A 23,113-nucleotide genomic window follows, 5' to 3' on the forward strand; every position below is an offset into this window, starting at 1 on the left:
CGTGCTCGGCAGGGGACAGGCGGTCCGTGCGGGCGACACCGTGCCGTTCGCCCTCTGGTCGGCGGCGCAGCACCTGGACGACCTTCCCGGCGCGCTGTGGTCGACAGCGGCGGGGCTCGGGGATGTCGACACGACCTGCGCGATCACGGGTGGGGTGGTCGCCGCGCGGACCGGTCTGGGCGCGGTCCCGGCGGAGTGGATGTCACGCCGTGAGCCGCTGCCGGAGTGGGTGGGTGAGGCCGCCCCGGCGGCAGTCCGGGATCAACCGTCAAGCTGAGCTTCAGCGTGAGGGTTCGTCTCCCCGCACGCCCAGCCGCTCAGGCTGCCGAGCTGAAGGGTGTCGCGCGAGCCCAGAGCCGGTCGAAGTTCTCCTCCAGCTCGGCCACGGTGTGCACGTCGTCGACCATCAGCACCGGCCCGGGCAGGGCGCTCGGGTCCGGGTCGGCCGAAGGCAGCGTCAGCAGCGCGCGCTCGCGGTCGGTGAGGATCATGCGGGTCTCCACCGCCGCCGTCACGCGTGCCTCCTCGCCGGCCGCCGCGAACCGCGCCGCCCGCGCCACCAGCTGAGGGTTGCTCAGCAGGTCGGCGTGGTAGACACAGCGCACGGTGCCGCCGCCGCGGGTGATGGTCTGGACGCGGTGGACCCAGCCCTCGTCGCCCAGGCCGTCGAACGGCGGACGGGCCGTGGCCAGCACCGAGTGCTGGGCGTACTCGCGCCAGTGGTCCATGCGCGCGACGCCGCTGCGCTCGAGGCGGCGGGTGCACGGCCGGTGCCCGTTGCGGGCGGTGAGCCAGTCGGTGCGCAGCTCGGCGACCAGGTCGGTCGCGACGACCTCCAGCCGGGCCAGGCTGTCGCGGTGGAGGCGCATCAGGGCGGCCGCGGCGTTGGCCGGGTCGATCGCCCGGTACGCGGCGGGTTTGCCGGGGGTCTTCGCGACGAGCCCCTGGTCGATCAGCGAGCCCAGAACGTCGTAGATGCGCTGGCGCGGAACGCGGGTGGCGTCGGCCAGATCGGGGGCCGTCGCCTGCGGGAGCCGGGCCAGAGCGACATAGGCGCGCGAGGAGTACGACGTCAGTCCCAGGGTTTCGAGCGCCCGTTCGCTAAAACATGCTGCCGGTGTCATGCACCACTCATATCAGAGGGATGGCCCCGGTTGCGAGCAGTGATGCTTCAACTACTGATCGCGCAAGTGGCCTGTCCCCACCCTGGAAGACGGGCCACTTGCGCGGAGACGTCCGCCAGATGACGATCATGCATCATCCGGTGGCCGCGGCCCAGTGGTTCTTGAGTCACGCTCGAACGCCTCCGGGTCGGGGTCCGGAATCGGCCGATCCGGACCCGGTCCGGACGCCGACCCGGACCTCGGTCTGGACGCCTTTGCACGCTGCGGACTACGCCGGGGCGAACCCCGCCGGACGGGCGGTGAACGTGCCCCGTCCCTGTGTCCGGCTGCGCAGTCGTGTCGCGTAGCCGAACAGCTCCGCGAGCGGCACCGTCGCGGAGACGGTGCTGGTCGCGCCGCGTGTCGTCTGGTCGGAGATCCGACCGCGACGCGCCGCCAGATCGCCGAGAACCGCGCCCACGGCCTCCTCGGGCACCGTCACCGCGACCTCCGCCACCGGCTCCAGCAGCACCATCGTGCAGGAGCGCAGCGCCTGACGCAGCGCCAGCCGGCCCGCCGTCCGGAAGGCCAGATCCGAGGAGTCCTTCACGTGCGTGGCCCCGTCCGTGAGGGTGACCTTCACGCCGGTCACCCGGTGCCCGCCGAGGGGGCCCTCGGCCAGCGCCTCCCGGCAGCCGACCTCGACCGCACGGATCCACTCCTGCGGCACCCGGCCGCCGGTGACAGTGGAGGCGAACACGAAGTCATCGCCTGCGCCGTGCCTGCCGGGCTGCGTCGTCAGCGGCTCGACGTCGAGGACGACCTGGGCGAACTGGCCCGAGCCGCCGTCCTGCTTGACGTGCCGGAACACCACACCGGACACCCCGCGCAGCACCGTCTCGCGGTAGCCGACCTGGGGACGGCCGACCCGCAGCTCCAACGCGTCGACGCGGCGCAGCTTCTCCACGGCCACCTCCAGATGCAGCTCGCCCATGCCGGACAGCACGGTCTGACCCGTCTCCGGATCGGTCCGCACCGAGAGCGACGGGTCCTCCTCGGCCAGCCGGGCCAGCAGGCCCGTCAGACGCTCGGAGTCCGAACCGCGCACGGGCTCGACCGCGACCGACACCACCGGTTCCGCCGTCCCCGGCGGTTCCAGCAGCAGCGGCGCGCCCGGCGCGCACAACGTCGCGCCCGCACGGGCGGCCTTCGGGCCGATCACGGCGACGATGTCGCCGGCCACGGCCGTCTCGACGTCCGCGTGCCGGTCCGCCTGCACCCGCAGGATGCGGCCCACCCGCTCGGTGCGGCCGGTCCCGGCGTCCAGGACCGAGTCGCCCTTGCGGAGCGTCCCCGCGTACAGGCGCAGGAAGGTCAGCCGCCCGGTCGGCGACTGGGCGACCTTGAAGACCAGGGCCGCCAGCGGCGCGCCGGGGTCGGCGGCGCGCTCGACGACGCCGTCGTCCTCGCCCGCGTCACCCGACGCACCGTCACCCGACGCACCGTCACCCGACGCGCCGTCACGAGACGTCCGGGCCGACATCGCCCTCGCCGGAGGGACGTCCAACGGCGAAGGCAGGTACGAGACCACCGCGTCCAGCAGTGGCTCGATCCCACGATTGCGATAGGCGGATCCACATAGCACCACCACCCCCTCTCCGGTGCAGGTCAGGTCTCGGAGCGCCGCGGCAAGCGACTGGTCGCCCAGTCGGCCGTCGGCGCAGAACTCGTCCAGCGCTCGCGGATGCAGCTCCGCGACCGCTTCTTCCAGCAGTCGGCGCCTGCGCAGCGCCTCATCCCGCAACTCGTGCGGAATCTCCTCCACGTGCAGGCCCGACACCGGGTCGGGCCAGGTCAGCGCGCGCAGCGCGACCAGGTCCACGACGCCGGCGAAGTGCTCCTCCGCGCCGATCGGCAGTTGCACGACGAGCGGAACGGTGTGCAGCCGGGCCCGGATCGAGTCCACGGCCGCGTCCAGGTCCGCCCCGGCGCGGTCGAGCTTGTTGACGAAGGCGAGACGCGGCACGCCGTGCCGGTCCGCCTGGCGCCACACCGCCTCGCTCTGCGGCTCGACGCCCGCGACCGCGTCGAAGACGGCGACCGCTCCGTCGAGCACGCGCAGCGCACGCTCGACCTCGTCGGCGAAGTCGACGTGGCCAGGGGTGTCGATCAGGTTGATCCGGTGCCCGTCCCACGCGCAGCTCACGGCCGCGGCGAAGATCGTGATGCCGCGGTCGCGTTCCTGCGGGTCGAAGTCGGTGACGGTGGTGCCGTCGTGGACCTCGCCGCGCTTGTGGGTGGCGCCGGTGGCGAAGAGGATCCGCTCGGTGGCGGTCGTCTTCCCGGCGTCGACATGCGCGAGGATGCCCAGGTTCCGGACACGCGACAGGGCGGTGTCCACGACAGCGGGCAGGGCAGGGTTGTTGAAGGGAAGGGTGGTACGCACGGCCGAAGGCCTTTCAGGGTGATCCCGGCAAGGAAGGCGCGATTACCCCGCGGCGGCGCGAAAGAGTCTGTGTCGAACGAGGGAGCCGAAAGACTCCGCGACGTCAGGCGCGCACCGCGGCTTTCCGGTTCCGGCCGCGCAGCCGGCACCGGAGGGCCCGGGACACCAGGATCACCTCGAACCGCGAAAGGGGGCCCGCGACAGCGGCGTTGTGGTCACGCATGGCCCGGCTCCCCTCGGTTCGTCGAACAGTCGAATGGTCAGTTGGTCGGTCAGTCGCCCGGTGCGCTCCCGTTACTGGTGGGGCGCTCGGTACGAGACGAGTCTGGCAGCAGCCGGACTCGTCCCGCACCTCAATTTCCGTGCAATTTCCGTGCTCAGACCTTGAGTTCGTCCGGGACGGCGGCCAGCGCCTCCTGGATCGCGGCGACCAGTGCCCGCGCCGACTCCGCGGTCAGCTCCAGGGCGACCCGGCGGGCCGGGTCACCGTCCGGGTCGGTGAGGTCGATATTGAGGGTGTGCTCCGCCATGGCGTGCACGGGGTGGTCGAAGTACACGGTCGCGCGGCCCGCGTGGAACCAGGCGCTGCCCGGCCCCTTCGCGCTGCCGTCCATGTCGGCGTGCACCGTCGTGTAGGTGCACATGCTCAGGCTCCCAGGTAGGCGCCGAAGAAGCGCTCGATGCGCTCCCAACCGTCGTTCGCCGCGGCCACGTTGTAGCTCGGACGCTCATTGGCGAAGAACGCGTGCCCGGCGCCCTCGTAGCGGTGGAACTCGAACGGCTTGCCCTCGGCGGTCAGGATCCGCTCGAGCTCGTCCACCTGCTCCGGGCTCGGATAGCGGTCCTCGGCGCCGAACAGGCCGAGCAGCGGTGCGCCCAGGTTCGGCAGCTGGTCGACCAGGTTCGTGATCTTGAGCGGGAACTCCGTCGGCACCTCCCCGGTGACGAACGCGCCGTAGCAGTCCACGGCGGCGTCGACGTCGGTGTTGCAGGCCGCGAGCACGGACTGGCGTCCGCCCGAGCAGTAGCCGATCACGCCGACCTTGCCGTTCGACGTGGGCAGCGCCCGCAGGTACGCGGCCGCGGCCGCGACGTCGCCGATCAGCCGGTCGTCCGGCACGCCGCCCTGGGCGCGCGCGACCGCGGCCGCGTCGTCCGGGGACGCGCCCGGGGCCTCACGCGTGTACAGGTTCGGGCAGACGGCGTCGTAGCCCAGCTCGGCGAACCGGCGGGTGATCTCCTTCGAGCCGCGGTCCCAGCCGGGCATGTGGTGGATGACGACGACCCCGCCGCGGCGGAACTCCGCCTCGGGACGGGCCACGTAGGCCTCGATCTCGTCACCGGCGTGGCCCGGGATGCGGACCAGCGTTGCGATCATGGATTCGTACATGTCGCCAGCTATATCACGCACCGCTGAGCGTCCGATCCGCCGAAAGCGCGCACCCCGGAACGCCGCCGTTTCCCGCCCCCGATCGAGTGTCAGGCGCCGCCCGCCGGTGTCGCGCCGCCCGGCGTCGGGCCGGGCTGGCAGCGCGGGCACCAGTACACGACGCGGTCCTGCGGGGGCTCGCCGAGGCGGGCCTGGCGCACGGGCGCGCCGCAGCGGCGGCAGGGCCGGTGGACGCGGCCGTAGACCCAGTGCCTGCGGTCCTGCCGGGCGTCGCCCGTCGTCACGTGGCCGTGGCGCAGCTTGTTCGCGAGCAGCAGGTGGTGGGCGGCGCGCAGCACGCGCGGCAGCTCACCGACCTCCGCGACCGGCGTCCACGGGGAGACCCCGGCCATGAAGCACAGCTCGTTCGCGTACACGTTGCCGATCCCGGCGAGGTTGCGCTGGTCCAGCAGCGCCTCCCCGATGCCGCGGCCGGGAACCGCCGCGAGGCGGCGCAGCGCCTCCGACTCGTCCCAGTCCGGGCCCAGCAGATCCGGCCCCAGATGCCCGACCACGCGCGCCTCGGCGGGCGTCGGCAGCAGCTCCACCACCCCGAGGCGGTAACCGACCGCCGTCCGCTCGGCGTTCCCGAGCACCGCCCGGATCTGGTGCTGCGCCCCGCCGCTCCACGGCTCTCCGGCCCGGAACACCTGCCAGCGGCCCTCCATCCGCAGATGCGTGTGGAGCGTCAGCCCGCCCTCGATCCGCGTCAGCAGATGCTTGCCGCGCGGCGTCACGTCCAGGACCTCGCGCCCCACAAGATCCGCGGTCGCATGCGCCGGCACCCGCAGCTCGCCGACCGTCAGCACCTCCCCGGCCAGCGCCCGCCTGAGCTCCCACGCCGTCCGATACACCGAATCACCCTCGGGCACCGGGCTCCTCTCCCCTGTCGTCCCAACTGCGCCCATCCTCGCACCGGGGTCCGACACACGCCGTGGCCAGGGCCCGGCGGAGGGCTCGAACCGGAGACCACGTCTGAAGACGAGTGCGGGAGCCTGGCGTCGAGACTCGCTGAGTTCATCGAGCGGGTGCGGCGCGGAGTGTCGGCGTTCGGCATCGAGCCGGATCTCGTTCCGGGCGACTGAACACTCTCAGCCGCGGACCGGCGTGACGCGCAGTTCCTCCCATGCCGCACCGGCGTCCGCCGCGGCCGAGACCCTGTCCGTGCCGGCCGCCCACAGGGCCACCCAGAAGCGGCCGGCCACGGTGCGCGGGGCCGGGCCGGAAGGGGTGGCGGCCTCGGGGGCGCGGCCGAAGCGGACCAGGGGAGCCGTGCCGTTCGGGGGGAGCAGGCCCCAGGCCAGGACGGAGGAGCCGGCGGGCGCGCGGCGGGCGCCGCGCAGGAGCTCGCTGGTCAGCGCACTCTCGACCACGACGTCGAGCAGCGTCTCGTCGGCGTAGACCTCGAGTGCCAGGCGCCCCCGCGAGCCCTGGGCGAGCCGTACCGCCCAGCCGTCCCCGAGCTCCAGCGCCCCGTCGACCCGCCCGATGCCCGACACCGCGCCGTCCTCGCGCTCCAGCACAGTCATGGCCTCTCCCGTTCACGTTCGGTTGTTCTGCCCGCACGCTAGGCACCGATCTTGTGGTTTCCCTGGGAGTCCCCGGTCACCCGCCCGGCGGCGGGTCCTGGCGGGGTGCGCGGGGGCGAGCGAAGGTGGAGCTACCGGCGGCGCGGAGGAGGTGAGCGGGGGTCGTGGCCGACCACGAGCAGCACCACCGCAAGCCCTGGACCACGCACGCCTACTGGGGCGCGTACTTCCGCCGCCTGTGGGACCACGGCCGCCACGTCGAGATCATGCAGCGCTCCCTCGCCTTCGCGGCGCTCTTCTTCGTCACGCTCGTCCCGCTGCTGGTCGTGATCGCCGCGGCGGAAGGCTCACGCAGCAGCGGCATCGCGCAGTGGGTCACCGACGCGCTCGGCCTCAACGGCCAGGGCGCCGAGTCGGTCAAAGGGCTGTTCGTCACGCGCCGCCAGACGCTCAGCACGACCACGGGCGTCAGCCTCGCCGCCCTCGCCGTCTTCGGGATCTCGCTGATGGCCTCCGTGCAGGCGGCCTACGAGCGGATCTGGAACCTGCCGCGCGGCCCCTGGCACACCACCTGGCGGCAGACCGTCGGCCTGGCCGGCCTCATCGGCTACATCCTGCTCGCCGAGTGGAGCGGCACGCCCGGCCAGCACACCCCGGCGCAGCCGGCGCTGCGCGTCGCCGCGACGGTGCTCGGCGGTGTCGCGCTGTTCTGGTGGCTCCAGTGGCTGCTGCTCGGCTCGCGCATTCCGTGGTCGCGACTGCTGCCGGGCGCGGTGGCGACCGTGGCCGCCCTCGCCGGGCTGCGGCTCTTCTCGCGATTCATCCTGGCGCCGCTGCTGGTCATGAACGCCGTCTCGTACGGCACCGTCGGTACCGTTCTGATCGTGCAGTCGTTCCTCATCGGCGTCGGTTACACCCTCTACGCCGGGTGCCTCGCCGGTCAGGCGCTGACTCCGCCGGAGGTCGCCCCGACGACCGACACCCCGCCCTCGGACGTGCCGCCCTCCGGCCTGCCGCCGCCGACCTCGCCGCCGGCGTCCTGACCGTCGGCGGCGGAACGAGAACGGGCCGGGCCCGCGCGAGGCGTCGCGCGGGCCCGGCCCGGTGATGCGGAGGGGCTTTCGATCAGCCCGCGTTCGCGCAGCCGTTGCCGAAGGCCGGGTTCAGCGCACCGACGACGTTCACGGTGTTGCCGCAGACGTTGACCGGAACGTGGAGCGGAACCTGGACCAGGTTGCCGGAGATGGCGCCGGGGGAGTTGCTGGCCTCGCCCTGCGCCGTGCTGCTGGCGGAGGCCATGCCGGCGGCCGCCGCGACAAGACCGGCCGCCGCCGCGGTCACCGCGAGGGCGCGCTGGGTGCTGCTCATGTGAGGTAGTCCCTTCGGGAACTGAGAATCGATCAGGTGCTGTCGGCGCCGCTGGCCGCCGCGTCGACTTCTTGCCAACGCGCGGCCCCGGCCGAAGGACATGCTGATCGGTTCCGTTTCACCCGGTCGGCGGACGTCGGTGGGCGTACCGACGTCAGTGGGTGTAGGGCTCCCAGGCGTGGCTGAAGTACCAGGTCGACTGGCTGACACCGGAGCAGGAGTCGGACCCGCCCGTGCCCGGGCAGCCGCCGTTGTCGCGCTCGGAGGCCCACATGGAGATCTCGTTGACGCCCTTGCCCAGCGCCCAGGTGTAGACCGTCTTGGCGTCGGCGGTGGTGAACGTCTCGGGCTTGCCGTAGTCGTCGATGCCGGGCATCTCGGTGACCCCGACCATGGCCCAGCGCTGCGCGGAGGACTTGGTCGGGTAGAGCGTGCCGAGCTCGTCGACCAGCCCCTGCGCGGCCGTCTCGGTCGCCGTGGCCATCTCGTGGGAGGAGCCGGTGTAGTAGTCGAAGGTCATGATGTTCACGACGTCGATGCGGGTGTGGTTTGCCACCGCGTTCTTCAGCACGGCGGTGCCGCCGGAGTCGAGGCCGTTGTCGTTGGTCGGCAGCGTGTAGGAGAACTGCACGTGCCGCCCGTTGCTCGCGGCCCAGGACTCGACCGCGGTGATGGCCTTGTTGCGGCGGTCGATGCCGGCGCTGTTGGTGAGCGAGTTCTGCTCGACGTCGAAGTCCACCCGGGAGAGGTTGTAGGTGGTGATCAGCTTCTCCAGCTGCGAGGTTATCGAGCTGACGCTGGTGCAGCTGTCGGCCAGTTCGGTGTTGGTGGTGTCCGCGGTGTAACCGCCGAGCGAGGGGATGGCGTCGCCGCCGGCGGCGCGCAGCTTGGTGAAGGACGAGCCGTAGACGGAGGACGAGATCGGCTGCGAGCTGCTGCCGTTCCAGTCCAGGGTGCAGGAGCCCTTCTTCGCGGTCTGCAGGAACGCCAGCGACACCCACTTGGCGCCGGACCTGGCCGCGACGGTGGCCGGGTCGTCGCCGGTGTAGGTCTCGACGTAGGGCGCGAAGACGTGCGTGGGGACGGTCGTCGCGGCGTGGACGGTCGCGGGGGGGACCGTGGCCGGGTGGGCCGAGGACGCGGTCGACGCGCCGGCGGGGGCGGCGGTGACCGCGAGCGCGGCGAGGAGCGCCAGCGAGGTGGCGGCGGTGGCACACAGGGGAGCGGTGGGGCGCACGTGAAGCCTCCGAGATCCGAATAGTTAGGAAACTTTACTTCCTGACATGTGCCCGTAGAGATATAGCGGGCAGCCGACGGGGCGTCAACAGTCGGAACAAACCGGGACGTCCGGCGCGTGCTCGGAGCGGGGGCGCGCGCTGCGGCTGTGCGCTCCGTCGAATCCGCGAAAGCCTGGAACGCATCTACATCTACGCGTAGGTTGACGAACCGCCGGGCCCCCTCCCGGCCCCGTACGGACCGATCGAAGGACCGTCAGATGTCCCAACCCGTATACAGCCCCTTGGAAGCCTCCACGTCAGACCCGTTCCCCGCCCAGGCACTGCACGCCTGCCAGGTGCTCGCCCATCTGCTCCAGCGCGTCCCACGCCCCGAGAGCGTGCAGCTGTTCACCGCCGAGCACTGGTCGGCGCCCTGGCTGCAGATCCACCTGTATCCCGATCCCGACGACGCCCAGCTCTCCGCCTACCAGCAGGCCTTCGGCGGGCTGGTCACCCGCAGCCGCCGCGAGGGCGACGCCAAGGGCGTCGTCTACAGCGAGCTCGCCACCGAGGTCGAGCGCGTCCGCGTCCAGGTCTGGAACGTGAACGAGTCACCGCCGGCGATGCCCGCGCCGCGGATGCCGGAGCCGATTGCCGACCCCCCGGCCGTGGCCGTCGAGTCCGCTGACGTCTCCGACACCGCTGACGTCTCCCACACCGCCGACGTCTCCGACATGGCTGACGGCTCCAGCGCCGCTGACCGCTCGGCCGAGGTGTCCGAGCCTGCCGACGCCTCCGAGCCCGCCGAAGGCGCCCAGCCCACCACACAGACCGACTCCGACCAGCGGACCGCCTCCGACGAGCGGTCCGAGCCCACCGACCCAGGGGACACGCCATGAACGAGTTGCTCGCCCGGCTGCTCGTCGTCCTCACGGGGCTCTCCGTGCTCGGCTGGCTCACCTGGGCCTTGTCCGCCTGGCACCTCTGCCGGATCCGGTCCCGCCGCTTCGCCCGCGACGTCGAGCTGCTGCGTCCCGTCGCGGCCGCGCGCGACCGCGACTGGTTCGCCACCTGCCTGGAGGAGCTGCACGCCTCCGTGGAACGGGACCTCGCCACCTCAGCCGGCATCCGCGTGAGCGGCGATTTCCGGTGGCAGGACGACCGGTTCGCCGCAGAAGCAGCGGAAGCCCGCCCAGGTGCGCCGCGCCCCGAGATCCCCGAGGACGGCCGCGACCTGAGCCAGCGCCAGCGAGTGGTCAGGGCCGTCGCGCACCAGCACGCAGACCTCCAGTGGGTCCCAGGCGACGGCATGGGTCGCGAGATCCACCACGCGAATCCGGATACACATGCGGGGGCTCCTCACGAGGAGCAGGACACGCGGACAGGACGCGATGGCGCCGGGTGCCGCGTCCCGGGGGACGGAACCGGGGGAAAGACGCTACTCCCACCTGAGTGATCTGTGAGGGATCCGTGAAGGGCGTGGCGGGACAATCGGGAGCGAACGCCGCGCCCGCGCGCCCCGCCCCGCCCTCCCGCGTGGCCGTCCGACTTCTCCGGGCCCGGAGCGCCGTCCCGGGCCGCTCCGTGCGCCCGGGCTATCCGGCGCGCCGTGCCCGGGGGAGCTTGGCGAGCGCCCGGGCCATCTCCACCAGGGCGCGTTGCTGGTCGGTGTCCAGGTCGCGGTAGATCTCCAGCAGCCGCGCCTCCCGTTCGGAGTCCAGGTCCGCGGGGGTGCGGCGTCCCGCCGCGGCGAAGACCCGGGCGGGCGGGTAGCCGGCGGGCAGCGCGTCCGCGAGCGCGCGCAGGTCGTCCGTGGCTATTCGTCCGCCGGAGCCGCGTCGGCCCGTCACCCAGGCGTTGAGCGTGGCGTAGGGGATGCCGGCCCGCTCGGCGATCCGCTTCTGCGTCAGCCCCGGGTTCTCGGCCAGGACATGGCGCAGCAGTGCGCCCAAGTCCTCGCCCGCCCGTCCCGCCGGGGTCTGCATCGGTTCCACGCCGTCATTATCGAGGCAGCGCCGATGCGATTCCTATGGTCGGTACACGTCGGGCGAATCTGTCAGGAGCACGGCGCGGCGCGCGCCCCCGGTGCCGCGCCCTGAGCAGGCACCTCTCCCGCGCCCCGACGGCGCCACCGCACCGGCTTCGCCGATCCGGCAGCGCCAGGCGGGAGTTGATGCTAGGGTGCCGCGCTGTCCGAGGCCCTGACGGCGGATCGGCCCACGGGCGTCACCTGCTGCACGGCGACGTCGCCGCGGAGTAAGGCGCGCAGCCGTAGCGAGGCCAGCACCAGCAGCAGGACCTCGACGGCGATGGAGACGAGCCCGAGCGGTTCGGTCCAGTTGCCGCGGTCGTCGTCGTAACCAGGCAGGCCGGGCCCGCGCGAGAGCACGTAGCCGAGCAGCGGGCCGAGGGCGACTCCGGCCGCGGTCAGCCAGACCAGCGCGCGCTCGCCCAGGTCGCTGCGCGAGGCGAGGACCACGGCGCTGAGGATGCCGGCCGCTTCCAACAGGTAGTATCCGACGCCGACGTAGTCGGGCGTCTTGCTGCCGGGGAAGCCGCCCTGGTCCTGGACGTGGATCCAGGCGACGGCCAGGCACAGCACCGCGGCCCAGGCCCGGACCCAGGACTGCGCCGTCGATCTGTCGTTCATGACGTCCTCCTCTTGCGTGTGAGCACGTGGACATAGGCACCCCATCGAGTGGTGTCGCCTCCCTCCACTCTGGTTGATGACGCCATGTCATGCACGCGTTCGGGCACGACCCTGAGGCAACCGATAGCCCGTACAGAACGAATTCGGAAACTCCCCGCCCGTGCGGGCCCCGCTCGACGCGGTCGGTTTCGCGCGGCCGCTCAGGGGCGAGGATCACCCACATGGTGAATACCGTGCCGCAGCCGTCCGCCGAGGTGCGCGAGGCGTTGGAGCAGGGCAGGCCCGTCGTCGCCCTGGAGTCCACGATCATCAGCCACGGGCTTCCCCGGCCCGACAACCTGCGCCTCGCCTTCGAGCTCGAGGAGATCGTCCGCGACGGCGGAGCCGTCCCCGCCACCGTGGCCGTGCTCGACGGCGTTGCCCGCGTCGGGCTCGACAAGGAGGAGCTGGAGCGGCTCGGCACCCAGGACGGCCTGCGCAAGCTGGGGGTGCGCGACCTCGCCCCCGCCGTCGCGCTCGGAGCCAGCGGCGCGACGACCGTCTCCGCCACCGCGCACCTCGCCGCCCGGGCCGGCGTGCGGGTCTTCGCAACCGGGGGCCTCGGCGGCGTGCACCGCGACTGGGTCAGCGAGCAGGACGAGTCCGCCGACCTCGGCCTGCTGGCCCGCACTCACATCACGGTCGTCTGCGCAGGCGTCAAGTCGATCCTGGACGTGCCCGCGACGCTCCAGCGGCTGGAGACGCTGAGCGTGGCCGTCGTCGGCTACCGCACCGCCGAGTTCCCCGGCTTCTACCTCACCGGCTCCGGCCTGCCGGTCGACTGGACCGTGGAGACCCCGGAGCAGGCGGCGCGGCTGATGCGCGCTCAGGAGGCGCTCGGCACGGACCGCTCGGCGCTGATCGTCGCCAACCCGGTGCCGCCGGAGCAGCAGCTCGACCCGGCCCTGCACCACCGCGTTCTCGCGGACGCCCTCGCCGACGCCCGCCGCGAGGGCGTCACCGGACAGGCCGTCACCCCGTTCCTCCTCGCCCATCTCGTCGAACACACCGGCGGCGCCTCCCTCCAGGCCAACCTCGCCGCCGTCCGCGGCAACGCGGCCCTCGCCGCCCACATCGCCGCCGCCTACGCGGCGGACGCCGCATGAGCGGCCGAGGCGCGGGCGCGCCGGGCGAGGGGCAGCGGGGCGGGAGCCGGCCCGGCGTGGGCAGCGCGGGTGAGAGCCGGTCGAGCGAGCGCCGGCCGGACGTGGAGACACACCGCGAGCGCCGACCGGTTCCAGGGGCGCCGGGCGAGGGCCCGCTGTCGGGCGGCGGGCGGTTGCTGGTTGTCGGGGATCTGGCCACCGACGTCGTGGCCGTGCACGACCGGCCGCTCGCGGTGGCGACCGACACCGCGGCCCACGTCGTGCTCCGTCCGGGCGGCGCGGCCGCCAACGTCGCCGCGTGGGCGGCCGCCCAGGGCGCTGAGGTGACCCTGCTCGCCCGGGTCGGCGCTGCGACCGCCGAGCAGCACCGCGCGGAACTGCGGCGCGCCGGAGTCTGCCCGGTCCTGCGTGAGGACCCCGACCGGCCCACCGCCACCATCGTCTGCCTGGTCGACTCGACGGGGGAGCGGACGATGCTCAACGACCGCGGCGCGGGCGCGGCCCTCGGCCCCGCCGACTGGGACGAGAGCCTGCTGGACGACGCGGCCCGCGTCCATCTCTCCGGCTACCTGCTCTTCTCCGCGCCCGGCCGCGACCTCGCCGCCCTGATCCTCGCCCGCTGCCGGGCCCGATCCGTCCCCGTCAGCGTCGACCCGGCCTCGGCGGGCCCCCTCGCCCGACTCGGCCCGCAGACCTTCCTCGACCTGGTGAACGGCGTGGATCTGCTGCTCCCCAACCAGGACGAGGTCCGCCTGCTCGGCGGCCACCGCGACGCCGAGACCGCGGGGCTGCGGCTCGCCGAGCGGACCGGCGCCCTCGTCGTGGTCAAGCGCGGGGCGGACGGCGTCGTCCTGTGCCGACCCGACGGCACGCTTCTTGGGCGTGTTCCCACGCCCGAGGCGAAGGTCGTCGACACCACCGGCGCAGGCGACTCCTTCGCGGGCGCCTTCCTCGCCGCCCGCCTGACCGGCGCGTCCCCGCTCACCGCCGCAGCGGCCGGCTGCGCCGCTGCCGCACGCTGCGTCACCCACCCTGGCGCGCGGCCCGCTGAAGACCTCTGACCGGATCGGGCTGGAACGGTCCGCCGTCAGCGGTAGACCTGCACGCTCGAGATCTTGGTGGTGATCGGGGTCAGGGCCACCGGCGTGCGGCCCTCCTGGTTCGAGACGCTGAGGTTGACGACCAGATAGGCCCGCCAGTGGGCCGGGACGCCCCGGCCGTCGCTGAAGACGGCCCGCATGTGGGACGGGGAGCTGCCGAGGTACCAGGTGACGGTGCCCGTGCCGATGCGGGCGCCGACGTAGACCCATTTGCTGTAGTCGAGGAGACGGCTCTGGACGAAGGAGTAGGCGTCGTCGCGCACGTGGTTGACGCACTCCGCGACATCCGGAGTCTCGCCGTGCCACTCCAGGATGTCGATCTCGCTCTCGCCGCCCTTCCACGTCCACACGCCGGGCCAGGCGCCGTGGCCGCCGCCGGCGCCGCGGGACGGAAGACGCAGGTGAACCACCACGTAGTCGCCGGGCCGCAGGGTGAATCCGTTGCCCCCGCAGGATCCGCCGTCCCACGGCTCCGTGGTGAGCAGACCGGTGTCCCACCGACCGCCGGGCCGCCTGCCGGCGGGTGTGGCGCGCAGCTCGACCCCGCCCCCCTTGGCGAGGGAGACCGCGCTGGAGGTGATCCTGTCGAGCTTCGAGTCGTCGGGATTGGTGTGCCCGTTCGGGTACGCCGAGGAGTACGGGCACCACACTGCGCCCGGTTTGCCCCAGTCGCGCGTCGTGAACGAATCGCTGAAGACCAGCTTCGCGTTCGGCCCGGGCACGGACCGGAAGGTCTCCGCAGCGTGCGGCGGCGTCACCGGGACCGTCCCGAGGGCCGTCACCAGGGCCGTGGGCAGGGACAGTACGCAGCCGCCGAGGCGGATCCTGAGTCGGCGGGGTATTCGGTAGCGAGGCACAGGCGTTTCCCCCTCGGGGCGTCGGCGCGTGACGGCCCCTGCCGATGGCCGTCATGCAGCCAGCAGACGCCCTCGCTGCTTCGCCCGCACGCGTCGCTGGGCCGTTCGGATCCCGGCGTGACCGTGGGTCACCAGATGTCGGTGACCGGCGCGCGCTGCGCGGCGACGCCGAGCGGCGGGAGGCCGTAGGAGGCCTCGAGCGTGCGCAGGAGCCGGTAGTGGTCCAGCGGTTCGCCGTACCGGCCCGGCCTCGCACCCGCACCGACGACCAGGGTCGGGATGTGGTTGGCCGGGCCGTTGTCGTCCTCGTCCCAGGTGACCACGAGCAGGCTGTCGTGGGTGCGCGCCCAGGCCGCGTACCCGGACAGGTGCGCGCGCAGCCAGTCGTCGCCCTGGCGCACGGTGCCGTCGTGCATGTCGTGCTGGACGTTGGGCACGACGAACGACACGGTGGGCAGCTTGGCGTAGCCCGCAGTGTCCGTGGGGAAGGCGTCGAAGGTTCGGTTGTCGGCGGCGGGGACGTCGGGGAAGTCCACCCAGGGGTTGTGCCGGCGCGCGTAGTCGCCGCTGATGCAGCCCGTGAAACCGGTCTGCGGCATCGACTCGGAGAAGCCGGCGAAGCCGAGCCCCGCGCCGAGCAGCTCGGAGCCGAGGGACGGGCCGGTGAAGGTGTGCGGGCAGGAATCGTCGGTCAGGCCCTGCGTCGAGCCGGAGAAGAGCGCGAGGTAGTTCGGCTCGCTCGGGTGCGCCACCGCGTAGGACGCGGTGAACGAGGCCCCCTGGGCGGCCAGCGCGTTGAGGTACGGGGCGTCCGGACTGCCGATGATCTCGTCGTAGGCGTGGTTCTCCTCCATCACCACCACGACATGCGCCGGCCTCGGCACGGCCGCGGCCCCGGCGACCGGCGAGGCGCCGCTCGGCGCAGCCGACGCCGACGCCGAGGACCCCACCCCGGTCGGCTCCGCCGGTCCTCCCGAGGAGCACGCGCTCAGCGCCACCAGCGCGGCGACGGCGAGCGCCGCGGCAGACGCGGCAGGCGTGATGCGGATACGCATGCCCCCATTCTGTCGCGGGCCCCGCCGGGACGGCGCCTGACAGCTCCGGCCCCGTTGCGCGCCGTGCGGGCGAGCGACCGGGGGCCCGGCCGGAGAGCGGGGTGATCGACGCGCTCGCACGTGCCCGGTTCGCTGGGCTGTCCCAGGACGTGAGGGGGCGGCACGCGCCGTCCGTGGAACGGCTCGCCGCGCCCGCGCGCCGGCGTCAGCGGCGGAAGCGGCGGGCGGAGGCGATGAGCTCGGGGACTGTGGCCAGCTTGACCCGGGGGCGGCCCGACGCTTCGCCGCGGGCGCGTTCCGCGCGGTCCACGGCGCGCCATTGGCGCAGGCCGAGGGCGTTCGGCTGGCGGTGTCGGACCAGGGATGCGAAGTCCTGGATGCGGTGGGCTGGCGGGTGGAGCCGTCCGGCGGCCGCGTCGTCGAGGAGGGCGTCGACGGTCTCCCGGGCGCAGTCGCGGTTCGCGCCGATGCCGCCGGAGGGGCCGCGCTTGGCCCAGCCCACCACGTAGGTCGCGGGCAGCGCCCGGCCCGTCGCCGGGTCGACGACGCGGCCGCCCTCGTGCGGGATCGTGCCGGCGCCGTCGTCGAACGGCAGCCCCTGGACGGTCACACCCCGGTAGCCGATGGAGCGCACGACCAGGCCGGCCGCGATGGTCGCCTCACGGCCGTCCGGCTCGGCGACGCGCAGCCCCTCGATCCGCGCGTCGCCGAGCAGCTCGATGGGCGTGACGCCGAAGCGCAGCACGATCCGCCGCCGCCCGACGGGCGGCGCGGCGGCCCAGTCGACCGGCTCGACGGGCAGCCCGGCCAGCAGCGCCGCCTTCGCCTCCGCGCCCGTCGCCGCCCCTGTCGCCGTCGCCGAGGTCGCCGCCATCGCGATGGCCTCGCGGACGCCGGGGGCGTCCGCCACCACCACGTCCACGCCCGCCAGGTGCGTCAGCGCCAGGAACTCCGGGCGCGTCCACGCGGCGTGCTCCGGACCGCGGCGGGCGAGCAGGACCACCTCGCGGACGCGGCTGTCGCGCAGTGCGGCCAGGGCGTGGTCGGAGATGTCGGTGCGGGCGAGCTCGTCCGGGTCGGTGAGGAGGATCCGGGCGATGTCGACGGCCACGTTGCCGTTGCCGACCACGACGACGCGCTCCGCGGAGAGGTCCACGGCGTCGGCCGGGACCGTCGGATGCGCGTTGTACCAGCCGACGAGGGTCGTGGCGGGCAGGCTGCCGGGGAGGTCCTCGCCGGGCAGACCGAGCCTGCGGTCGCCCGCCGCGCCCACGGCGTAGACGACGGCGTGGTGATAGGCGGTCAGGTCCTCGTGGGTGAGGTCCTCGCCGATCGTGACGCCCAGGTGCATGCGCAGCGCGGGGTGGTGGAACGTCGTGGCGAAGGACTCGCCGATGCGTTTGGTCGACTGGTGGTCCGGCGCCACGCCGTGGCGCAGCAGCCCGCCCGCGACGGGGAGGCGGTCGATCATCGTCACCTGCGCGCCCGCGGTGCGCAGCAGCAGCTGCGCGGTGTACCCGGCCGACGGGCCGGTGCCGACGACCGCGACGCTGAGGTCGCCGAAGCCGTCGGGCAGGCTGCGCGGGAACTCCGGTTCGCCCCAGGCGTGGTCGGTCGGGTTCTCCTCGTACCAGCGGCGGTTGAGCTCCGCGTACGGCAGGTCGGGTCCGGCCAGGCGGTCGACGGGGAAGATCGCGTCGACGGGGCAGGCGTCCGCGCAGGCCCCGCAGTCGATGCAGGCGGCCGGGTCGACGTAGAGCATGTCCGTGGTGCCGAAGCCCGGCTCGCCGGGGGTGGGGTGGATGCAGTTGACCGGGCAGACCGACACGCAGGAGGCGTCGTTGCAGCAGGTCCGGGTGATCGCGTAAGCCATGGCAGGTCGTGGGGTCCTCGCGGTGCGGCGGGGTGGGGGTGGGGGAGAGGCGCTGCGGTCGGACGCGCCGGACGGACCGTCAGAGCATGTCGAGCTGCCGGTAGATCCCGGCGGCGGGGCGGGTCAGCAGACCCGACTCGGCGAGGAACGCCATCAGGTGGCGCGAGCTGGTGCGCATCATCGACTTGCGGTGCTGGTTGGCCCGCACCTCCGCCAGCGCGCGCTCGGTGTCGAGGCCCGCCGCGGCGTAGACGCCCTTGTTGACCATGCTGCTGACGATGACGAACGCGGCGGCGGCCACGCCGAAGGCGTTGACGCGGCGACGCGCCGTCCCGGCACCGCGCAGGCGCTCGCGGATCTCCTGGCGGGCGAACTTCATGTGCCGGGACTCCTCGACGACGTGGATCCGCGAGGTGCCGCGCACGATCTCGAGCACGTTCTCGCCGCGCATCCAGTCGCGCTGCATCACGTCCAGGACCTCCTCGGCGACGAGGATGCCGCCGTAGGCGAGCTCGGCGCGGGCCAACGCCTTGAAGCCGCGCCCGGCCTCGGCCCAGGCGCGGAGCGGCTTGTACTGCGGCACGCCCATCTTCTCGCAGGCCCGCGCGAACATGATGGAGTGCCGGCACTCGTCGGCGATCTCGGTCAGGGCGAAGCGGAACTCGGCGTTGGCCGGGTCCTTCAGGTACTGATCGCGCAGCACCATCTGCTGCAGGATCATCTCGAACCAGATGCCCGTCATCATGATCGAGCCGACCTCGTGCCGGGTGAGGGTCACCCGCTGCTGCTCGGTCATCTCCTCCCACAGGCGCGTGCCGTAGAGCGTGCTCCACTCCGGGTTGAGCCCGTACTGGTCCTCCGGGAGCGGTGCGTCCCAGTCGATCTCGACGGAAGGGTCGAAGGAGAGCGTCGCGGCGGAGTCGAGGAGCCGCTTCGAGACGTCGTCGTCGGCGGAGGTGTGTGTTCTGCCGTGGACGTGCGCTGCGGTGGTGAGCTGTGCCATCGATGCCTCCGGGTGACGCTCGGCGCGGGCCCCGCTGCCCTTATTGACAGAAATTACAACAAGACCCGGACGGGAGGAAGACCCCCGGCGAAGGTCGTCGGAGCACGGCCGACAGGGCGCGCCTTCGGAAAGTGAAGACAACGGCTCGTCAGCAAGCATCACGTGCACAAGACTTGACGCCGATGCGAGAAGGGCGGGAACATGCCAACGGCCGCCGGGAGAACGCTCTCCGGCCGCTCCGCCCGTCCCCCACCCGGAGGAGCCGCATGCAGCCCGACCCAGCCCGTTCGCGCCGACCCAGCCTGGTCAGACGCGTCCTCGCGACCCTCGCGACGATCGCCACCGTGGTGGCCGTCATGATCACCGCCCCGTTCGGAGCCGCCCACGCCGACACCGTGCCCGGACCGCCCGCCGGATGGCAGACCGTCTTCAGCGACAACTTCGCCGGCGGCTCCGGAGCGGCCCCCTCGGGCAACTGGATGTACGACACCGGCCCCGGCTCCAACTTCGGCACCGGCGAGATCGAGACGATGACCAACTCGTCCGCCAACGTCCACCTCGACGGCAACGGCCACCTCGACATCACTGCCCTGCGGGACGGCAACGGCAACTGGACCTCCGGCCGGATCCAGACCACCAGTGCCAACGTCGGCGCGCCCGCCGGCGGCAAGCTGGAGGTCTCCGCGGAGATCCAGCAGCCCAACCCCGCCTCCGGGCTCGGCTACTGGCCGGCCTTCTGGATGCTCGGCCCCGGCCAGTGGCCCGAGAACGGCGAGATCGACATCATGGAGGACGTCAACGCCCGCTCCCAGGTGGCTGGGACGATCCACTGCGGCACCTACCCCGGCGGCCCGTGCAACGAGGGCAACGGCATCGGCAGCGGCCTGACCGCCTGCAACGGCTGCCAGACCGGCTACCACACGTACTCGATGATCCTCGACCGCACCAACACGGCCGCGGAGAACATCACCTTCTACCTCGACGGCAACCAGTACTTCCAGGTGACCGAGGCCCAGGTCGGCACCAGCACCTGGCAGGCGGCCTTCGACCACAACCTGTCGATCATCTTCGACCTCGCGATGGGCGGCGGCTTCCCCAACGGCGTCTGCAACTGCACCACGCCGACCTCCGCCACCAGCTCCGGCGCGACGATGAGCGTCGGCTACGTCGCCGCGTACACCACGACCGGAAGCGGCGGCGGTGGCGGGGGCGGCGGCACGGGTGGCGGTGGCGCGGTCACCGGCTACCAGGGGCTCTGCCTCGACGACCGCTCCGCCAGCACCGCGAACTTCAACCCGATCCAGGTCTACACCTGCAACGGCACCCCGGCTCAGCAGTGGACCTTCGTCCAGGCCGGCACCACGTTGCACGTGCTGGGCAAGTGCCTGGACATCAACGGCGGCGGCACCGCCGACGGGACGACGGTCGACCTGTACGACTGCAACAACACCGGAGCCCAGGTGTGGATCCCGCAGTCCAACGGCGAGCTGTACAACCCCCAGTCCAACAAGTGCCTGGACGACACGGGCTACGGCGGCTCCGGCACCCAGGTCCAGATCTGGGACTGCGCCGACACCGCCAACCAGCAGTGGAAGCTGCCGTGACCTGAGCCCATCGGGCCTCCGCGCGCCGGGTACCTTCGAGGTGCCACCCGGTGCGCGGAGGCAAGGTCATGCACGAGGACCCCCACTGGCGTGGGCTCTCCTCCTGCGGCCCCGAGGACCCGTGCGTTCGGCTCGGAGCGCCATGCGGCGGGCGGGACGATGCCCGGCCCGACGAGCGCCAGGCCCTCGGCGAGGCGGGCGAACCCCTCGCGGGTGCGCGGCCGGATGCCGACGCCGCCGCGGCACGCCGAGCCCGCGCGGCCGACCTGGTTCGGGCTGGCATCCGCGGTCGCGTGACTGAGGACCAGCGGGCTGCCCGACGGCACGGCGTCCAGCAGGGTCCGCACCTCGCCCTCCCGCTCGTCATCCCAGGTCAACTGCCCATATCTGGGCGGAACGTGGCACATGGCGGCCCCGCGGGTCGATCACGTCGACGGTGGTCCGGCGGCCAGGTGGCCACACGGGCCGTGCGGCCGCACACAGCAGACAACGGGTGTGCCGTTCGGGTGGTCTCCCCGGGGGCGGGCATGAACCTGCTCATGGGCCCGGGTAGCAGTCTGCGGAGCCCTCGACGAGGGATCCAGCGTCGATCTGCATTCCGGAGGCACCTGCGTGCGATTCGCGAGCGACAAGACGTCCCGGCCGCTGCTGCGCCGCACGGCCCTCGCCCTGGCCGCCGTGCTCGTGGCCGTGGCCGGCGGGACAGGTGCCGGGTCCGCGGTCGCGGCGTCCCAGCCGGTGCCGACGACGGCCGAGCAGGAGAAGGGGATGACGGCCGGGGGGCCCCTGCGGGATCCCGTGGACGCGGACGCATCCGGGCGTCACCGGGTGAGGATCACGCTCGACGCGCACCGGACGCGCTTCGACATCTCCGGCCGGGGGGTGGTCGGGCAGTCGTACGACGGGCGGTACATCGCGCCGACCCTGCGGATGGAGCCGGGCTCGACCGTGGTCATCCAGTTGGTGAACCACCTCGGCGTCGCGACCAACCTGCACGTCCACGGCATGCACGTGTACCCGGCCGGTCAGGCGGACGATCCCTTCCGCTGCGTTCCCGCCGGAGCGACGGCGACGTACCTGCTGCGGATTCCACGGGGCCAGCAGCAGGGGACCTACTGGTACCACAGTCACGCCATGGGCAGGACCTGCCCGTTCAGGTCGGCGGGCGGACCGGACATGACGCCGCCCATGGTCGGCGACGTCGAGAACCAGATCTTCGCCGGGCTCAGCGGCGCGATCGTCGTCGGCGACGACCGCAGCCTGCTCCCCGCGACGCTTCGTCACATCACCGCCCACACGCTGGTCCTCAAGGACATGCAGATCGACCGGAAGGGCCACATCGTCCAGAACACCGCCACGACGGCGATCAACTCGGACAGCCCGACCGTCCGGCTGGTCGACGGTCAACTGCGCCCGGTGCTCTCGATGCGCCCGGACGAAACACAGCTGTGGCGCATCGTCAACGCCGGGGCCGACATCTTCTACCAACTCCGGCTCGACGGGTACCGGTTCACTGTCGTCGGCGAGGACGGCGCGCCGGTGGCCAGGGTGACAACTGCAACGAACCTGCTGATGCCGCCGGGAAAGCGCTTCGACGTCCTGGTGACCGCCTGCCCCCGACCGGGCCGCGCCTGGCTCCGCACCCTGGCCTACAGCACCGGGCCGCAAGGTGACTCCTACCCGCAGAGCCGCCTGCTGCGCCTGGACGTCCGCGGCCCCAGGGCCGCCCGACTGCCCAGGGTCACGGGCCGGATTCCCACGGCCGCCCCGGACCTGCGCGGTGCGCCGATCGCGCGGCACCGGACGGTGGTGCTGTCGGAGAGCGCCGACGGGAACACCTTCTACATCAACGGGCGGCAGTTCTCCGGGGACGACCCCTCGGTGTTCGCCACTCCCGCGAGACTCGGCACGGTGGAGGAGTGGACCGTCGTGAACGCCAGCCGCGAGATCCATCCGTTCCACCTGCACGTGTCCTACTTCCAGGTGATGTCCGTCAACGGTCGTCCGCAGCCCTACGCACACGTCCAGGACACCGTCCCGATCCCCTACGCGTCCCACGGAAGGCCGGGCGTGGTGGTGGTCCGGATCGCCTTCACCGACTTCCCCGGCCGTTACCTGTTCCACTGCCACATCGGCGCGCACGAGGACAACGGGATGATGAGCTTCGTCAACGTCGTGCGGTGAGCCGCGCGGGCTTCGGCGGAGCGACACCAGGGTGCCCGCTGGTCAGAGGTGGCTGGGCTGATCGCGTGCTCGTCTGTCGGCTGTCGTACTGGTCCTGGGCGGCGAGGAGTTCGTCTCCGTGGCGGCCGAACCACTGGATGAGTTCGGTCAGCGGACCGGCCAGGCTGCCACCGAGTTCCGTCAGGGTGTAGGTGACCTGGGGCGGATTGGTGGGCGCGACGTCGCGGTCGACGAGCCCGGCCCGGGCCAGTGCCTTGAGGTTCTGAGACAGCATCTTCTGACTGATGCCACCGACTCGTTGGTGCAGCTGCGCGAAGCGGTGCGGGCCGGAGATGAGCGCGGAGATGATCAGCGTCGCCCAGCGACTTGTCGTCTGGTCCATGATCGGCCTGAGCGCGCACTTGCTGTCGAAGGTGTCGTGGGCCAGGAGCCGGTTCGCCGTCGCCACCTGCTGAGTTTCCATCACAGGAGGAGCTTACAAAAAAGTAGGTACTTCCCAGCGGTAACCGGCTTTCCTACGGTGACTTCGTCAACGCGAAACGTTCGAGGA

Annotated in this window: 24 protein-coding genes; 8 read left to right on the forward strand and 16 right to left on the reverse strand. The window is 72.6% G+C overall.

The features are described 5' to 3' along the window. Positions 1-277, forward strand: a 277-nt coding sequence (locus tag TR49_RS12115) for an ADP-ribosylglycohydrolase family protein (protein WP_160311584.1), incomplete at its 5' end; no start/stop codon positions are given. 40 nt (positions 278-317) lie between these two features. Here the strand turns inward: TR49_RS12115 and TR49_RS39900 are convergent. From TR49_RS39900 to TR49_RS12145, 6 genes are all read right to left on the reverse strand, one after another. Next, the gene (locus tag TR49_RS39900; protein WP_052434218.1) at positions 318-1,124 is read right to left on the reverse strand and encodes a TrmB family transcriptional regulator; all 807 of its coding nucleotides are present in this window, start codon (positions 1,122-1,124) and stop codon (positions 318-320) included. A gap of 268 nt (positions 1,125-1,392) precedes the next feature. After that, positions 1,393-3,549: an elongation factor G gene (gene fusA, locus TR49_RS12125; protein ID WP_042380675.1), complete on the reverse strand. Its 2,157-nt coding sequence runs from the start codon at positions 3,547-3,549 to the stop codon at positions 1,393-1,395. A 377-nt stretch (positions 3,550-3,926) separates the two neighbouring features. Beyond that, positions 3,927-4,193, reverse strand: a complete 267-nt coding sequence (locus tag TR49_RS12130; protein WP_042380679.1) for a DUF6295 family protein — start codon at positions 4,191-4,193, stop codon at positions 3,927-3,929. 2 nt (positions 4,194-4,195) lie between these two features. Beyond that, positions 4,196-4,939, reverse strand: coding sequence for a dienelactone hydrolase family protein (locus tag TR49_RS12135; RefSeq protein ID WP_042380682.1), 744 nt, complete (start codon positions 4,937-4,939; stop codon positions 4,196-4,198). An 89-nt stretch (positions 4,940-5,028) separates the two neighbouring features. Next, a complete protein-coding gene (locus TR49_RS12140; RefSeq protein WP_042380685.1) occupies positions 5,029-5,850 on the reverse strand; it encodes a DNA-formamidopyrimidine glycosylase family protein in 822 nt (273 codons plus the stop codon). Positions 5,851-6,069: 219 nt separating this feature from the next. Beyond that, entirely contained in the window at positions 6,070-6,507 is a 438-nt protein-coding gene (locus tag TR49_RS12145) for a hypothetical protein (protein ID WP_042380687.1), read from the reverse strand. 164 nt (positions 6,508-6,671) lie between these two features. Here TR49_RS12145 and TR49_RS12150 point away from each other — a divergent pair, with 164 nt between their 5' ends. Further along, the gene (locus TR49_RS12150) at positions 6,672-7,550 is read left to right on the forward strand and encodes a YhjD/YihY/BrkB family envelope integrity protein (RefSeq protein WP_052434219.1); all 879 of its coding nucleotides are present in this window, start codon (positions 6,672-6,674) and stop codon (positions 7,548-7,550) included. A gap of 82 nt (positions 7,551-7,632) precedes the next feature. Here TR49_RS12150 and TR49_RS12155 read toward each other — a convergent pair whose 3' ends face one another. Then, positions 7,633-7,875: a chaplin gene (locus TR49_RS12155; RefSeq protein WP_042380690.1), complete on the reverse strand. Its 243-nt coding sequence runs from the start codon at positions 7,873-7,875 to the stop codon at positions 7,633-7,635. Positions 7,876-8,029: 154 nt separating this feature from the next. Then, the gene (locus TR49_RS12160; protein ID WP_052434220.1) at positions 8,030-9,112 is read right to left on the reverse strand and encodes a chitinase; all 1,083 of its coding nucleotides are present in this window, start codon (positions 9,110-9,112) and stop codon (positions 8,030-8,032) included. Positions 9,113-9,370: 258 nt separating this feature from the next. On the opposite strand from TR49_RS12160, the gene TR49_RS12165 reads away from it, so the two are divergent. Next, a complete protein-coding gene (locus TR49_RS12165) occupies positions 9,371-9,991 on the forward strand; it encodes a hypothetical protein (RefSeq protein ID WP_152627210.1) in 621 nt (206 codons plus the stop codon). After that, positions 9,988-10,548 (forward strand): hypothetical protein, encoded by a 561-nt coding sequence (locus tag TR49_RS12170; protein WP_042380696.1) that lies wholly within the window; start codon positions 9,988-9,990, stop codon positions 10,546-10,548. Before TR49_RS12165 ends, TR49_RS12170 begins: the two co-directional genes overlap by 4 nt. Positions 10,549-10,687: 139 nt before the next feature. On the opposite strand, the gene TR49_RS12175 is transcribed toward TR49_RS12170, so the two are convergent. Both TR49_RS12175 and TR49_RS12180 read right to left on the reverse strand, forming a co-directional pair. Then, positions 10,688-11,086 (reverse strand): helix-turn-helix domain-containing protein, encoded by a 399-nt coding sequence (locus tag TR49_RS12175; RefSeq protein WP_052434221.1) that lies wholly within the window; start codon positions 11,084-11,086, stop codon positions 10,688-10,690. 182 nt (positions 11,087-11,268) lie between these two features. Next, complete coding sequence (locus TR49_RS12180; protein ID WP_063770073.1) at positions 11,269-11,742, reverse strand: hypothetical protein; 474 nt, start codon at positions 11,740-11,742, stop codon at positions 11,269-11,271. A 221-nt stretch (positions 11,743-11,963) separates the two neighbouring features. Here TR49_RS12180 and TR49_RS12185 point away from each other — a divergent pair, with 221 nt between their 5' ends. Continuing rightward, a complete protein-coding gene (locus tag TR49_RS12185) occupies positions 11,964-12,887 on the forward strand; it encodes a pseudouridine-5'-phosphate glycosidase (protein WP_042380698.1) in 924 nt (307 codons plus the stop codon). Then, complete coding sequence (locus tag TR49_RS12190; RefSeq protein ID WP_084724818.1) at positions 12,884-13,948, forward strand: carbohydrate kinase family protein; 1,065 nt, start codon at positions 12,884-12,886, stop codon at positions 13,946-13,948. The genes TR49_RS12185 and TR49_RS12190 overlap by 4 nt, the downstream gene beginning before the upstream one ends. Positions 13,949-13,974: 26 nt before the next feature. On the opposite strand, the gene TR49_RS12195 is transcribed toward TR49_RS12190, so the two are convergent. From TR49_RS12195 to TR49_RS12210, 4 genes are all read right to left on the reverse strand, one after another. Next, a complete protein-coding gene (locus tag TR49_RS12195; protein ID WP_152627211.1) occupies positions 13,975-14,844 on the reverse strand; it encodes a LamG domain-containing protein in 870 nt (289 codons plus the stop codon). Between the two features lie 128 nt (positions 14,845-14,972). Next, positions 14,973-15,899 carry an alkaline phosphatase family protein gene (locus tag TR49_RS12200; protein ID WP_084724819.1) on the reverse strand — a complete coding sequence of 309 codons (927 nt, stop codon included), beginning with the start codon at positions 15,897-15,899 and terminating at the stop codon, positions 14,973-14,975. 205 nt (positions 15,900-16,104) lie between these two features. Continuing rightward, a complete protein-coding gene (locus TR49_RS12205; protein ID WP_042380699.1) occupies positions 16,105-17,772 on the reverse strand; it encodes an FAD-dependent oxidoreductase in 1,668 nt (555 codons plus the stop codon). 79 nt (positions 17,773-17,851) lie between these two features. Next, positions 17,852-18,775 (reverse strand): AurF N-oxygenase family protein, encoded by a 924-nt coding sequence (locus TR49_RS12210; RefSeq protein WP_042380702.1) that lies wholly within the window; start codon positions 18,773-18,775, stop codon positions 17,852-17,854. 266 nt (positions 18,776-19,041) lie between these two features. On the opposite strand from TR49_RS12210, the gene TR49_RS12215 reads away from it, so the two are divergent. Then, the gene (locus TR49_RS12215; protein WP_042380706.1) at positions 19,042-20,379 is read left to right on the forward strand and encodes a ricin-type beta-trefoil lectin domain protein; all 1,338 of its coding nucleotides are present in this window, start codon (positions 19,042-19,044) and stop codon (positions 20,377-20,379) included. On the opposite strand, the gene TR49_RS46660 is transcribed toward TR49_RS12215, so the two are convergent. Beyond that, positions 20,304-20,786: an SAM-dependent methyltransferase gene (locus tag TR49_RS46660; protein WP_084724820.1), complete on the reverse strand. Its 483-nt coding sequence runs from the start codon at positions 20,784-20,786 to the stop codon at positions 20,304-20,306. The genes TR49_RS12215 and TR49_RS46660 overlap by 76 nt on opposite strands. A gap of 205 nt (positions 20,787-20,991) precedes the next feature. Between TR49_RS46660 and TR49_RS12220 the strand changes: the two genes are divergently transcribed. Next, positions 20,992-22,563, forward strand: a complete 1,572-nt coding sequence (locus tag TR49_RS12220) for a multicopper oxidase family protein (RefSeq protein WP_201776177.1) — start codon at positions 20,992-20,994, stop codon at positions 22,561-22,563. Here the strand turns inward: TR49_RS12220 and TR49_RS12225 are convergent. Continuing rightward, positions 22,547-23,026 (reverse strand): winged helix-turn-helix transcriptional regulator, encoded by a 480-nt coding sequence (locus TR49_RS12225; RefSeq protein ID WP_084724821.1) that lies wholly within the window; start codon positions 23,024-23,026, stop codon positions 22,547-22,549. The genes TR49_RS12220 and TR49_RS12225 overlap by 17 nt on opposite strands. Positions 23,027-23,113: the final 87 nt, after the last annotated feature.

The organism is Streptacidiphilus melanogenes, from assembly GCF_000787835.1.
GTDB lineage: Bacteria > Actinomycetota > Actinomycetes > Streptomycetales > Streptomycetaceae > Streptacidiphilus > Streptacidiphilus melanogenes.